The organism is Mammaliicoccus sp. G-M28, assembly GCF_022386595.1.
GTDB lineage: Bacteria > Bacillota > Bacilli > Staphylococcales > Staphylococcaceae > Mammaliicoccus > Mammaliicoccus fleurettii.
This window is the reverse complement of sequence record NZ_JAJNIF010000025.1, coordinates 1-14,540: the sequence shown is the minus strand read 5'-3', so window position 1 is coordinate 14,540 and position 14,540 is coordinate 1. Positions and strand designations below refer to the sequence as shown.

General features: G+C 33.3%; 13 protein-coding genes and 1 pseudogene. 6 read left to right on the top strand and 8 right to left on the bottom strand.

Features of this window, described 5'->3' with window-relative positions; all coding sequences use genetic code 11:
- A pseudogene (locus tag LQ609_RS12715) lies at positions 1-2,386 on the bottom strand (lp_1303a family serine-rich repeat glycoprotein adhesin); the annotation flags it as partial.
- 16 nt (positions 2,387-2,402) lie between these two features.
- Between LQ609_RS12715 and LQ609_RS12315 the strand changes: the two are divergent.
- From LQ609_RS12315 to gtfB, 4 genes are all read left to right on the top strand, one after another.
- Positions 2,403-2,780, top strand: a complete 378-nt coding sequence (locus LQ609_RS12315) for an LPXTG cell wall anchor domain-containing protein (RefSeq protein WP_239734823.1) — start codon at positions 2,403-2,405, stop codon at positions 2,778-2,780.
- A gap of 107 nt (positions 2,781-2,887) precedes the next feature.
- Positions 2,888-3,064, top strand: a complete 177-nt coding sequence (locus LQ609_RS12310; protein ID WP_198931329.1) for a hypothetical protein — start codon at positions 2,888-2,890, stop codon at positions 3,062-3,064.
- 30 nt (positions 3,065-3,094) lie between these two features.
- A complete protein-coding gene (gene gtfA, locus LQ609_RS12305) occupies positions 3,095-4,600 on the top strand; it encodes an accessory Sec system glycosyltransferase GtfA (RefSeq protein ID WP_239734822.1) in 1,506 nt (501 codons plus the stop codon).
- Positions 4,593-5,912, top strand: a complete 1,320-nt coding sequence (gene gtfB / locus LQ609_RS12300) for an accessory Sec system glycosylation chaperone GtfB (RefSeq protein WP_239734821.1) — start codon at positions 4,593-4,595, stop codon at positions 5,910-5,912. The genes gtfA and gtfB overlap by 8 nt, the downstream gene beginning before the upstream one ends.
- A 53-nt stretch (positions 5,913-5,965) precedes the next feature.
- Here gtfB and spn read toward each other — a convergent pair whose 3' ends face one another.
- Positions 5,966-6,298, bottom strand: coding sequence for an SPIN family peroxidase inhibitor (spn, locus tag LQ609_RS12295; protein ID WP_239734820.1), 333 nt, complete (start codon positions 6,296-6,298; stop codon positions 5,966-5,968).
- 133 nt (positions 6,299-6,431) lie between these two features.
- Entirely contained in the window at positions 6,432-6,908 is a 477-nt protein-coding gene (locus LQ609_RS12290; protein ID WP_208143489.1) for a GNAT family N-acetyltransferase, read from the bottom strand.
- A 143-nt stretch (positions 6,909-7,051) separates the two neighbouring features.
- Here LQ609_RS12290 and LQ609_RS12285 point away from each other — a divergent pair, with 143 nt between their 5' ends.
- Positions 7,052-7,522 (top strand): peptide-methionine (S)-S-oxide reductase, encoded by a 471-nt coding sequence (locus LQ609_RS12285; protein WP_239734819.1) that lies wholly within the window; start codon positions 7,052-7,054, stop codon positions 7,520-7,522.
- Positions 7,523-7,671: 149 nt separating this feature from the next.
- On the opposite strand, the gene LQ609_RS12280 is transcribed toward LQ609_RS12285, so the two are convergent.
- The 5 genes from LQ609_RS12280 to fni all read right to left on the bottom strand — a co-directional run bounded on the left by LQ609_RS12280 (position 7,672) and on the right by fni (position 13,238).
- Positions 7,672-8,748, bottom strand: a complete 1,077-nt coding sequence (locus tag LQ609_RS12280) for a phosphomevalonate kinase (protein WP_107509296.1) — start codon at positions 8,746-8,748, stop codon at positions 7,672-7,674.
- A 12-nt stretch (positions 8,749-8,760) separates the two neighbouring features.
- Positions 8,761-9,744 (bottom strand): diphosphomevalonate decarboxylase, encoded by a 984-nt coding sequence (gene mvaD / locus LQ609_RS12275; RefSeq protein ID WP_208143491.1) that lies wholly within the window; start codon positions 9,742-9,744, stop codon positions 8,761-8,763.
- A 5-nt stretch (positions 9,745-9,749) separates the two neighbouring features.
- A complete protein-coding gene (gene mvk, locus LQ609_RS12270) occupies positions 9,750-10,673 on the bottom strand; it encodes a mevalonate kinase (protein ID WP_107509294.1) in 924 nt (307 codons plus the stop codon).
- 119 nt (positions 10,674-10,792) lie between these two features.
- Positions 10,793-11,767, bottom strand: a complete 975-nt coding sequence (locus tag LQ609_RS12265; RefSeq protein WP_239734818.1) for an SMP-30/gluconolactonase/LRE family protein — start codon at positions 11,765-11,767, stop codon at positions 10,793-10,795.
- A 430-nt stretch (positions 11,768-12,197) separates the two neighbouring features.
- Positions 12,198-13,238, bottom strand: coding sequence for a type 2 isopentenyl-diphosphate Delta-isomerase (gene fni / locus LQ609_RS12260; RefSeq protein ID WP_078357441.1), 1,041 nt, complete (start codon positions 13,236-13,238; stop codon positions 12,198-12,200).
- 234 nt (positions 13,239-13,472) lie between these two features.
- Between fni and LQ609_RS12255 the strand changes: the two genes are divergently transcribed.
- On the top strand, positions 13,473-14,357 hold the full coding sequence (locus LQ609_RS12255) for an osmoprotectant ABC transporter substrate-binding protein (protein WP_078357440.1): 885 nt from the start codon (positions 13,473-13,475) through the stop codon (positions 14,355-14,357).
- Positions 14,358-14,540: the final 183 nt, after the last annotated feature.

Below are 14,540 nucleotides of genomic sequence, written 5' to 3'. Positions count from 1 at the left end.
CAGAATCGTTGAGTACGTCAGAGTCCTTGAGTGAAAGTGAGTCTTTAAGTACATCAGAGTCCTTGAGTGAAAGTGAGTCTTTAAGTACATCGGAGTCATTGAGTGAGAGCGAGTTATTAAGTACCTCCGAATCATTGAGTGAGTCGACATCATTGAGTACATCCGAGTCATTGAGTGAGTCGACATCATTGAGTACATCCGAGTCATTGAGTGAGTCGACATCATTGAGTACATCCGAGTCATTGAGTGAGAGCGAATCATTAAGTACGTCCGATTCTATCAGTGAATCCGAATCAACAAGTACATCCGAGTCTAATAGTGCATCTGAGTCATTGAGTGAGTCAGAATCATTAAGCACATCCGAGTCAATGAGTGAGAGTGAATCAATAAGTACATCTGAGTCATTGAGCGAGTCAGTATCATTAAGCGAATCCGAGTCGTTGAGTGAGTCAACATCATTAAGTACATCTGAATCATTAAGTGAGAGCGAATCTCTAAGTACATCCGAGTCTATAAGTGAAAGTGAATCTTTAAGTACTTCTGAGTCTATAAGTGAGTACGAATCGTTGAGTACATCCGAGTCCTTGAGCGAAAGCGAATCATTGAGCATGTCAGAATCAATGAGTACATCAGAATCATTAAGTACTTCTGGATCAATGAGTGAATCGGAATCATTAAGTGCATCTGAGTCATTAAGTGAGTCAACATCATCAAGTACATCTGAATCAATCAGTGAATCAGAATCATTAAGTACCAGCGAGTCATTGAGTGAAAGCGAATCTTTAAGTACGTCCGAATCGATAAGTGAGTCAGAGTCATTAAGTACGTCGGGATCAATAAGTGAGTCAGAGTCATTGAGCGAGTCGACATCGTTGAGTACCAGCGAGTCATTAAGCACGTCAGAGTCTATTAGTGAAAGTGAATCAATGAGTACATCCGAGTCATTGAGTGAGTCGACATCGTTGAGCACTTCCGAGTCCTTAAGTGAGTCAGAATCGTTGAGTGCGTCTGAGTCAATTAGTGAATCCGAATCGTTAAGCACGTCAGAATCATTGAGTACATCGGAATCCTTAAGTGAGTCAGAATCATTAAGTACATCCGAGTCATTGAGCGAGTCCGAATCATTAAGTGCATCAGAGTCAGCAAGTACGTCAGAATCATTGAGTGAGTCAACATCAATAAGTACATCTGAATCAATAAGCGAATCAGAATCGTTGAGTACATCAGAATCATTAAGTGAGTCGGAATCGTTGAGTACCAGTGAGTCATTGAGTGAATCAGAATCAATGAGTACATCCGAGTCATTGAGTGAGTCTGAATCGTTAAGTGCATCGGAGTCAATGAGTGAGAGCGAATCATTGAGTACGTCCGAGTCAATGAGTGAAAGTGAGTCATTAAGTACATCCGAGTCATTAAGTGAATCAGAATCTTTGAGCACGTCTGAATCAATAAGCGAATCCGAATCATTAAGTGAGTCCGAGTCATTAAGTGAATCAGAATCTTTGAGTACGTCTGAATCAATAAGCGAATCCGAATCGTTGAGTACTTCCGAGTCCTTGAGTGAGTCCGAATCATTAAGCACATCAGAGTCATTGAGCGAATCATTGAGTACGTCCGAGTCAATGAGTGAAAGTGAGTCATTAAGTACATCTGAATCATTAAGCGAATCAGAATCGTTGAGTGCGTCTGAGTCCTTGAGTGAGAGTGAATCATTAAGTACCAGCGAGTCATTGAGTACGTCCGAATCAATGAGTACGTCTGAGTCGTTGAGTGAATCCGAATCAACAAGTACATCAGAATCGTTAAGTACGTCAGAGTCATTAAGTGAGTCAACATCATTAAGTACATCTGAATCAATCAATGAATCAGAATCATTGAGTACGTCCGAGTCCTTGAGTGAGTCAACATCATTAAGTACATCAGAATCATTGAGCGCGTCAGAATCATTGAGTGAGTCAGTATCAATAAGCGAATCAGAATCATTAAGTACCTCCGAGTCAATGAGTGAATCCGAATCATTGAGTACATCAGAGTCATTAAGTGCAGCGGAATCATTAAGTACGTCCGAGTCATTAAGTGAATCCGAATCAATGAGTACGTCGGAATCATTGAGTGAGTCGACATCGCTGAGTGCATCCGAGTCAATTAGTGAGTCAGAATCGTTAAGTACGTCAGAGTCTATTAGTGAGTCAGAATCTTTGAGTACCAGCGAGTCATTAAGCGAATCCGAATCATTGAGTACATCGGAATCCTTAAGTGAGCCCGAATCAATAAGTGAAAGCGAGTCATTAAGTACATCAGAATCCTTAAGCACGTCAGAGTCATTAAGTGAGTCGATATCTCTAATCGAGAGCGAATCAATAAATGCATCTGAATCGTCAAGCATTTCCGAGGAAATAAGAGTGTCTTTAAGTGAATCGCTAAGTACATCTGAAATGATTAATTCTAGTGAGTCAGAAAGTATTTCTGTATCACCAAATGAGAGTGAGTCTTTAAATGCAAGTGAATCTCAAGAAACTTCGGAATCTATGGGTGATTCTGAGCTATCTCAGAATAGTGATGTAGAGAACACGCTTGAAGTAAGTGATTCATATAGTTCAATTGATGATCAACATATAGGTAATGATGAAAAGGATAAACAAGCTAGTGATGACAAATTACCTGATACAGGTGAAGTGAAAGAAAACTCAGGTTTAATGAGTGGAATGTTCGCTGCTATGGGTGGAATTTTCTTATTTAGAAGTCGTCGCAAAAACAAGCGTGATAATGAGTCTTCATGATTTATTGAATTTTTTAAATGAGCTAAGGGTTTTTCTCTTAGCTTGTTTTGTGATAAATGTGTGAAAAGTGTATAATTATTACAAATGTAAAAGGAGAAGGATAGTTTATGGGAAACTATAAAGATATAGAAGAAATTAATAAGGAAATTGAAGAGGAGTTACTTCAATTTAAAGAATCTGAAGGGGAACTCAAGGAGAAGAAACAATTTTTATCTTTGAAGTTTGTAGGGACTTTTATGATTGTGAGTTTTATGTTGTTTAGTATTTTTAGAGTGTTTATTTAATGATTTTTATATGTAACGAAGGGGCTTTTTATGACAATTTATAATATTAATTATGGTATTGGTTGGGCGAGTAGTGGTGTTGAGTATGCACAATTATATAGAGCAAATATGTTAAGGAAACAAAATGAAGGCTTTAAATTTGTGTTTTTAGATTTTTTTGCTCATGAAAATTTGCAGTCTTTAACGAGCCATTTAGGATTTTTTGATGATGAAATTATTTGGCTATACCAATATTTTACTGACATTAAAATTGCACCAACTTCATATACTGTGAATGATTTGATTAAAACACTTGATATGGAGATAACACACCAAGTAGAAGAAAATAAGACGATTAAACTTTTTAATGATGTAGATAAAACGTATGTCCTTTGTTATTTGAAGGAACAAGGACAGCCATTTGTTGATAGAGCTGAATTTGTATCTAGAGGTAAATTAATTAGGAAAGACTATTATTCTTATACTAGAATTTTTTCAGAGTATTATGCACCTCATGAAAACAGAGCGAAAATATATATGAGACAATTTTACAATGAAGATGGGTCTATTGCTTATAATGAGTATATTAATGATAGTAGCGAATTATATATGTTTAAGGATAAAATCTTATATTCTAAACAAGAATTTGTAGCCTATTTTATGGAGTCACTTAGACTATCCTCCAAAGATATTGTGATTGTTGATCGTTCCAAAGGATTTGCACAATCTATAATTCAAAATAAAGGTGAATCTAAGTTGGGGATCGTTATTCATGCGGAACATTATAGTGAAAATTCAACATCAGATAAACATATTTTATGGAATAACCATTATGAATATGTATTTTCAAATTCTAAGCAAATTAATTTTTATATCGCTGCAACGGACCGACAAAAAGATTTGCTAACGAGACAATTCAGAAAATATTACAATGTTATTCCAGTAATATACACAATACCAGTTGGTAGTATTGATAACATTATTAGGCCATTGAGTAGACGTCCTAATTCAATTATTACGGCTTCGAGATTAGCTTCTGAGAAACATATAGATTGGTTGATTAAAGCAGTCGTTATTGCCAAACAAACTATATCATCGATTGAATTTGATATTTATGGTGAAGGTGGTCAAAGAAATTCATTACAAAAAATCATCAATGAAAATGACGCAAGTCACTATATATCTCTTTTAGGACACGTGGATTTAAAAGATGTGTATGCTGAATATGAGTTGTTTTTATCTGGTTCAACTAGCGAAGGGTTTGGATTAACTTTAATGGAGGCAATTGGTTCAGGATTAGGAATGATTGGCTTTGAAGTTGATTATGGTAATACAACTTTTATAAGTAATGATGAAAATGGATACTTAATACCTATAAATACAAATGAACAATCTGAACAACAAATTGTAGATAATTTAGCTAATGCCATTATTCAATTTTTCAAAAATAATCAAGCTTCATATAATCGTCATTCTTATGAGATTGCTGAAACTTTTAAAACAGAAAAAATAAGACAAAGATGGTTTAATTTAATTGAAGAGGTGCTATATGATTAATCTTTTTGAATCATTCAATACAAAAACAAAAGTTCTTTATAAAACATTCAAAAATGTTGATATGGACAATGTAACAATTGTGATTGAAGAAGATGGGTTTTTACCTTCAAATATTTTAACACCATATCAATTTTTTGCATGTAATCAAAATCAATCATCAGAGGCATTGTTTTTTAATCAAGTTAATGTTCCACAATTTTGGGAAATAGAAGGTAATAATAACTCAGCAGAAATTAAGGATATGGGTGAAACTAAAGGAAGAATTATTTATAAAAATAATTTTGGCTTTAGAATTGTTGAACGCATAGAATGGCTAAATAAATATAGCAAAACTCAAGTAATAGACTACTATAATAAGAATGGTCTAAAATATGCTCAATTAATTGTAGATGATAATCAACGTAGAATCATCAAACGTTGGTTCAATGATCAAAATCAAGAAATTATTACAGAGAATTTTATAACAAATGATATCATCTTAAAATGGCAAGAGAAAGAATATATTTTTCATTCAAAAGTACAATTTATTATTTTTTACTTAAAAGTAGCTAATATGCCTATGGACAGTTTCTTAATAAATTCTTTATCCATTCCATGTGCTGTGCTGCATGACTTGAAGGTTGAAGGTAATGATTATTTGTTTTGGCAAGAGAAAGCAAACGGTAATTTACCAGGAAATATGAAATTGATGCTCTCTAAAAAATTGCGAGGCTGCCATGTGATAGCACCGAGTAAAAATGAATTTAACAATTTAATTGAATTAGTAGATGAGGAGCATAAAAATCAAATTTTAGAATTAGGGTATGTATATGATTTTGTGAGTCAGAATCAACATTCGCATAATGTATTAACATTAACAAATTCTGATCAAATACCTAATTTAGAAGACTTAGTTAATAGTCTCCCTCAATACCAATTTCATATTGTAGCTTTAACTGAAATGTCACAAAAATTAACGAAACTAAATAGTAACGATAATGTAACGTTATTTCCGAACGCTCCAAAAGATAAAATTATTTCTTTATATAACAAATGCGATATTTATTTAGATATTAATAAAGGAAATGAAATTTTGGATGCAGTTAAAGCAGCGTTTGATTATCAATTATTAATATTAGGATATAAAGAAACGTTGCATAATGAAAATTATGTTGCTACAGAAAATCAAATTTCATTAGAAAAATATCATGATTTAGTTGAGGTCTTGAGAGAACTTGATAATAATGAATCAGTAATAAATGATAGATTAAATCGTCAATTAGAACATGCGGGATCAATAGATAAAGCAACATTTAAAGAAGGCTTTAAATAGGAATTCGACATGAATTTAAAAAAGCAGGGACGTGTACTTGTCCCTGCTTTTTATTATTCCCAACCTGTGTGATTTCTGTACTTATTAAATTCAGATACATCTAAATTTTGTTTTTCAGCAGTTTGTATAACTTGCCCTACATTTTTAAAACCTAACATTTTAAAATAATCAATAAGTTGGTTTTTAGTTAAAGCATCTGTATCCTTATTCAAAAGTGCTGCTAAATTTTGATTGGTATGGAATGGTAAGCGAGTATCATCATGTAAAGTGAGTCCATTTTGAGAATGAGTTCTCGCATCAGCATGATTCTCTTCAGTAATATTAGCTGCCCCAAAACCTAAAATAACAGTTGCTAAAGTAACAGGAATTAACTTTTTAATATTCATATAATCATCTCCAAATCGTTTGATGAGTTGATTATAATATAAAAAAATATAAAAATGAGGCAGTTAAAAGTTATTTAATATTAGTTAAGAAATAGTTAAGGATTAGGAGGTAGGTAGTAGATAAGTTACTTTACTATAAGCTTTTTTCCATCAATAATTGAATATCCCCATCATTATCTACTTCTACTTTCACGTCTTTGAAGCCGAGGCTTGTATATAATTGATAGGCAATTTGATTTGGTTTGTCTACGAGTAAAGCTATGTGTTTGATATGTGACATATGTTCAACTAAGTATGCGTCTAAGCGTTCTAAACTTTTCCTAGCATAACCTTTTCTAAGGTGACGTTCGTCGGTTGATAAAGATCTTATAAATATCGTTGATTCTGCTGGTGTCGAAAAGTAATTTGTAAACTCACAATCTTCATGTAAGACGTAGAATACAACTAAATCATTTTGGTTGGATAATCCCAGTATACAATGTCTATTAGGGTTTTGTTTTGCTAATCTTATGTTATCAAGTGGTGCATTAGTGAATTCTAATTGTGAAGAATTGATTTGAAAGTTTTCTATTTTTTCATAGTATGCGTCATCATAAGCTACTAGTTTCATATAACACCTCGTTCTCCAATTTATTGTGAAATAGCTAAATTTTAAAAATTGAGTTAATGTATTGTAACATAACAATTGAAATTCAGTGTATTTATATTACTTTCTTGTATAATGAGTGTATCTTATTTTTAGGAGCGTTTATGATGGAAACAATATATGTAGCTGGTGGTTGTTTATGGGGAGTGCAAGCTTTTTTGAAGACTTTACCAGGTGTAATAGAGACTGAAGCAGGTAGGGCAAATGGCAGTAGTAGTACAATTGAAGGTGAGTATGATGGCTATGCAGAATGTGTAAAGGTTAACTTTAATCCTGAAATTGTAACAGTTGATGATATGATGAGTTATTTATTTGAAATTATTGATCCTTATAGTGTGAACAAACAAGGTGAAGATGTAGGTTTGAAATATAGAACAGGCATTTATAGTGAGCAACCAGAACATTTAGAATCTGCTCGTCAATTTATTAAAAATCAATACGATGCAGAAAAAATTGCAGTAGAAGTTAAGATGTTGATGAATTATGTAAAAAGTGCAGAAGAACATCAAGACAGATTAGATAAATTTCCTAATGATTATTGTCATATCCCAAAAACATTAATGAATAAATATAAATAAAGCACAGTCATAAACCGATGGCTGTGCTTAGTTTTTGATTAGGAAGAGATGAGTTTTAGTTGAAGATGTAGATTAATTTATTCTATATCGAAAGAACCCCTTTGCTCAACGTGTTTATTCGTTCAGCAAAGGGGTTCTTTTGATATATTTTATTGTCCGTGATAAATGCTGAAATTGAGTGGTTTGATGTTGTTCTTAGACCATTCTTCAAATATTTTTCTTTTGTTTTTATCATTTTCAACGATTGTTATGCCACAGTCACCGCCACCTGCACCAGATGTTTTACTTGCGCCGCCATATTTTTCGCCGATTTCACATAATTTTTTTAAATGTGGTGTTTCGATGTCTATTGTAGCGAATGAATCTAAATATTGGATGACTGTGCGATTTTTTCTAATTGTTTCTTGTACGCCTTGAATATTATTTGTTTTAAAAGCTTTTATAAGTTGTTCGACAAATGTTTGCGATTGGTCAAGAAATTGTCCATATATTGTTGGGTCGGCTTTCAAGCGTTTAACTTCACTTACTAAATGGTGTGAAGAGGCTGGTGAACCTGTCCATCCGATTAGTACTTCCATATGTTCTGGTGCTTGAAGTGGTTCTATGTGTAAACCTGGCCAGTTTTTAAATAGAACATCCAATACAGATGTTTCTTCGATTTGTTGTTTTACCCAATCGTGGTCAAATGTACTATATACTAACCAACCTGTATAAACACTAACAGCAATATCACCGCATGAGCTCAAACTTTGTAATTTCATGTTTGCGATAACGGCTAGTTTATAGATGTACAAGTTGGATAATTGCATATTGTAAAATTCATTCAACGCTTTTATAACGGATACTAATACTGCTGCGCTAGAACCCAATCCATATTTATGTCCTGATGAATCATCAAGATTACTATCTATTGTAAGATTGTAATGTCTTAAAGTGACGTTTGAGCTTTTAGCAAACTGTTCAAACACTTCAATAGCTTGTGTAATATATTTAAGTTGATCTGCTGCATCTGTATCAGAAATGATTATTTTATCTTGTTCTCTTTTAAAAGTAATCGGTTCATGATGTAAAGTCTTAGAATGGATAAATCCTGAAGTTGAATGAGTATCCTCAATAGTTGCCGTCACAAATCGGTCAACTGCGATTAATACAGATTTATATCCAGGTTCTGTAACTGCATATTCTCCAGCGATATACAGCTTTCCTGGTGCTTTGACTTGAATCATTTTATCTCTTCCTTATTCCATAATTTCAATACCTGTGTGAGTAATGTCACTCGCAATAACTTGTTCTTCATTAAAAGATTCAAGTAAAGCGTCTATTATATATTGTTGGTTGTTCTTTTCAACTAAAATTTTAACATTTGGTCCAGCATCCATTGTGAAATAGCATGGATATCCAGCTTTTCTACATTTGTGGACAATTTCCATAACTTCATAACTTTCAGGAACTAAGTAAGAAAAAGGTGGTTGTGCACCTAAGTTTGTAGAATGCATACGTAATCCATTTTCTTCTATGACTTCACCTAAATGTTTGAAGTCTTTCTGTTTAATTGCTTGCTTTACAGATGCAATATCTTCATCTACATGATCTAACCAATATTGATAGAATCGAGATGTATCGCGTGTGTGAGACATACCTGAACGGCTAGAGACTTTTTTAGATTGGTTATTAATAACGACAAATATCATAGATAAATCGTCTTCCCAACCATCTGATTCTATTGAATGTGCATATGATGTTTCATCATCGAATCCTTTTTCCCATTCAGCAAATCCGCCGAAAATACTTCTTGAAGCAGAACCGGAACCTCTTCGTGCTAATCTAGATAAATCTTTATCTGACATGTTTAAATCTAACGCTTCATTACAAGCAGCTGCTAAGGCTGCATATGCACTTGCAGAAGATGCAAGACCAGCAGCAGTAGGTACATAATTGACGCTTTCGATGTGTGCGTGTAGTGATGATTGACTACGTTCTCTAACGATATCCATAAAACGATAAATTTTCTTAGATTGTTCTTCGCTAACTTCTTGTCCATTTAATATTAAAGTATCTTTTTTATAATCAGGACTAAATGTTACTTTAGTTTCTGTATAAAATTTATCTAGTGTAACGGATAAACTATTATTCATGGGAATGATTAAGTCCTCATTGGCTTTTCCCCAATATTTAATTAAAGCAATATTTGTATGTGCACGGGCTTTGCCACTAATATTCAATCTCGTTAACCTCCTAAGTTTTCAATCCAAGTATGATGTGCACCGAATTTTTCAGCACTTGTTGCCACTTTTTCAGCTATTTCAAGGTTTTGTGCGAGTACAATCATACTACCGCCACGACCACCGCCAGTGAGTTTGCCAGCAGTTGCTCCTTGTGTTTTGCTTATTTCAAGTAATGCTTCGATATTATCATGACTGACAGTAAGCTTACGTAAATTATCTTGAGCTAGCTCAAACACATGTGCTAATTGGTTGAAATCATGACGTTCAATTGCTTCGTTTGCTTCATATACGAGATTGCCAATATGTTCGATGAATCGCATATATTGCTCATTATGATCACATAAGTTATGGACATCTTCTACTGCTTTCTTTGTAGAGCCTCTAACACCAGTGTCTATTACAACCATATATCCTTTTAATGCTAAAGGATTTAAAGTTGTTACTTTTCCTTGATGGAACCATACAGGTTTATTAGAAACAATTGTTTGAGTATCGATGCCACTCGGTTTGCCGTGAGCGATTTGTTCTGCCCAATTCGCTTCTTCTATTAATAATTCGTCGGTAAGGGGCTTATTTATATAATCATAACTTGCTCTTACAAAGGCGATAGCCATAGCAGCACTGGAACCTAATCCTCTTGAAGGGGGAAGATTCGTTTCAAAAGTAACATTTATAGAGTCTTCTATATGATGTTTTTCGACAAAGCGAGTCGTAACAGCTTTTATATGCTCAGGCGCTTGTTGTAACGGACCTTCATATACATCGCTATTAATGTATGAAGCGTCATCTTTACTAAGAGACTTAATTGTTACCTTCACTTTACCTGTTGTAAATGGAATTGCTATTGCTGGTTGTCCAAAAGTAACAGCATGCTCTCCTATTAAAATGACTTTACCATTTGCTTCCCCGTATCCTATTTGTGCCATATTTTCAATCACCTTTAATATTTCCTATTTTATTTTTGTTAAACAACACTATATTATTATAAAGCTCTGTCACCATATATTCAAAAACTTTAACTAATTAATGCATATAAATTACACTTTTAATGAAATTGATAACTATTATGTCCTTTTGCGAAGCCTTTTGCTGTAAATAACCAAGAATCGCCACCACGTTCTATATCGTTAGCACAAATGATTAATTGATTTGTACCTGGGATAAACGCAGGATGTGTAGATCTTAACATGTGACCTTGATCTCGACCTGGCATTAATATTTGTCCAATAGGGTAACCATTTTTGTTGAATACAAGAACTCTTCCTTGACCGTACATAGCGACATAAAGGTTGTCATCACTGTCTATACAACAAGAATCCGGACCTTCATGACCAGTAAAATGATAAGGAATTGATGCGCCAAATGGTTCAATCGTAACACCATCTTCTTCTAAAGAAATACGATGTAATCTATTGGCGTTTGTTTCAGTAACCCAAAGGATACGTTCATCTGTACTTAATGCAATGCCATTTGCTACAGCCATGTTTTGAATGATAGGTGTAATCGTTTGATGATCTGGTGAAACATAATAAACACCGCCAAGAGGGTTAGTAGAGTAACCTCTAAAATCAGTGAAATAGAAACCACCTTTACTATCAAATACTAAATCATCAATACAATATTCAGTATCAATGTCTGAAACAATACTTTGAGGATTATGACCGTTCGAATCAGTGGATATAACACCACCAGAATTTTTGAAATCACCTAAGTAAGACAAATATAAGCTTCCATCCTTATGTATTTTAACAGAAGCTGGGTTTGTTTTCTCAGATTTGAATACAGTATTCACTTTTTTCTCAGGTAAGTCTACTCTAAAAATGGTTCCGCCAAATACTTCACATAAAAAAAGATTATGATCTCTATCAAAACACAAGCCTTCTAATTGAATACCTTCGTCAGAAATTTTTAGCCAAGGGTCGGCAGTAACAGTTTGTATATGTTGTTCACTCTCAAGAAGCGGAACAGCACTTTTCGAGGCTTCTGTGTAATATAAAGATGGAATATCTTGATTAGTCATATTCAACTCTCCTTCAATTTATACTCTATAAAAAAGCGAGCGTGCACTTTAAAGATACGATTAAGATATATATTTAATATTATCACTTTATATCTTACATTGAAAATGAATATTATATCGTAAAAAAGTCTTATATACAGGAGATAGTGGGGGTGTATAGGATAAATACATAAATATAAGAGGAGAAAAGCTGAGTAAAATTATGATATATTGGAAGACTTTGATTAAATAGAGAGTTAATCGAAGAGATGGAGAAAGTTGTAGATTAACTCGGTAGTTAATCTAAGAGATGGCTAAAGTTGTAGATTAATTCAGTAGTTAATCGAAGAGTTGGGCTAAGTTGTAGATTAATTCCACAATTAATCTAAGACATTTCACAAATGAAAAGCAGCTTTTCCTGATTTAGAAAAAGCTGCTACGTTTTTTGAAATTATATTACTTTTGAGCGTTGTTCTAGATATGTTTGTAAATCTGGTGACAATACATAACCGACTGATCTTAAATCTGATACTTTAGATGCATTCAACAAGTTTGCTATTACGTGCATTTGTTCTATAAATTGTTTCATATGTTCTATTGTATCTTCTACTCCATACTCATCTAGATATTTAAGTACGTATCCAGATAGGCCGACTGCTTCTGCACCTAATACTAATGATTTTATAGCATCTAATGGGTTCTTAACACCGCCACTTGCTAGTACATGGATATCTGTGTTTAATAATTTAGCTTCTAGTAAACTTTGTACTGTACTTTGTCCCCATTGATTTAAGAAGGCCATGTCTTTTAATGGTCTTCTTTGGTTCTCAATATCTGCAAAGTTAGTTCCACCTCTACCGCTTATATCAACATATTGAATTCCTATATCTTTTACCTTTTTAATTGTTTCGGCGCTCATACCAAAGCCTACTTCTTTAATAATGACGGGTATATCAATGTTTTCTTGGATTTCTTGAATGTTTGTTAACCAATTTTCAAATTGAGTATCACCTTCAGGCATAATTAATTCTTGTGGTGCGTTAACATGAATTTGTAAGGCATCTGCATTTAATAATTCAATTGATTTTTTTGCTTTAGCGTATTCGATATCTGCTCCAACGTTACTAAAAATTAGGCCATCAGGATTCTCATCTCGTACAACTGTGAAGCTAGATTCAGCATTAGAATCTTTTAAAGCTGAATGTGTAGAACCGACTGCCATTGGAATATCACATGCTTTCGCAATTTGTGCTAATTCCTTATTTATTGTTGCTGCTCTTTCACTTCCACCTGTCATCGCATTGATATAAATAGGATATTTGAAAGTGAAGTGAGGGAATTGTACAGATAAGTCGATTTGATTTTTATTTATTGAAGGAATGGATTGATGAATTAACTGTACTTTATCAAAATCAGTACCTGCATATTGATAAGTATCTAAAGCTAATTGAATATGTTCATTCTTTCTTTTACTTCTTAGTGAGTCGTCCATTCATTTATCCTCCGTGCATCTAAATGTTTAATGATTTATTTTATCTCATACACATTATAGCAGTTGTCATATTGAATATAAACTAAACAATATCATTCTAGACACCGTGTAGACTGCCGTTCATATAGACTAGAAAAACAGAATTAGCTATTTGTGTTAATATAAATAGTAAATACTATAGATATATAACTTATGGAGGAGAACGTTATTAAACTTCACAAATTTACTTTAATTATGATTTGTACATTATTATTAAGTGGGTGTTCATTGCCGGGTTTAGGCGGAGCATCAGCTGACAGTGTTAAAATAACTGCGCTTGCGACAAGCGAATCTCAAATTATGGCACATATGATTCGACTACAAATTGAACATGATACAAATGGGGAAGTTAAACCGGTTATTGTAAATAATCTTGGCTCTGCAGCCATTGAACATAATGCAATTTTAAATGATGATGCTCAAATATCTGCTACAAGATATACAGGTACTGATTTAGTAGGTGCGCTTGATTCAGATCCTATTACAAATACTAAAAAAGCTGAAAAAGCAGTTAAGACAGGTTTTCAAAATAAATTTGACCAAACATTTTTTGATTCATATGGATTTGAAAATACTTTTGCTTTTACTGTAACAAAAGAAACAGCTAAAAAATATAATTTGAAAAAGGTATCAGATTTAGAAAAACATAAAGATGAACTAAGAGTTGCAAGTGACGCGACTTGGATAAAGCGTAAAGGTGACGGCTATCCAGCATTTACAAAAGCTTATGGATTTGAATTTGAACATATAAGATCAATGCAAATTGGACTCGTATATGATGCATTGAAGAATAAGAGTATCGATGCAGCACTTGGTTATACGACAGACGGAAGAATTGCTGCCTATGATTTAGTGACTTTAGAAGATGATCGTCATTTCTTCCCACCTTACGATGCAAGTCCATTAGCAACAAATGAATATTTAAAAGAAAACCCGAAATCTAAAAAATCAATCGAAAAATTACTTGATAAAGTTTCTACGAAAAAAATGCAAGAACTGAATTTTAAAGCTGATGGTGAAAAAGAAGAACCAGCTATTATTGCAGAAAAGTTCCTAAAAAAACATAATTATTTCGAATAAAATGTAAATGCAGAAGTAAGTCAGAAATCCCATCCGGTTAACTAATGCGAATCTAATGATAAGAGGCTGAGACAATAATTTGTCCCAGCCTCTTCCTACGATTAGTCAAGTACTAGTATTAAAAAATGGCATACTAAAATAGACCTTATGATTTTATTTTTTTTAATAAGGTGTTAATATATA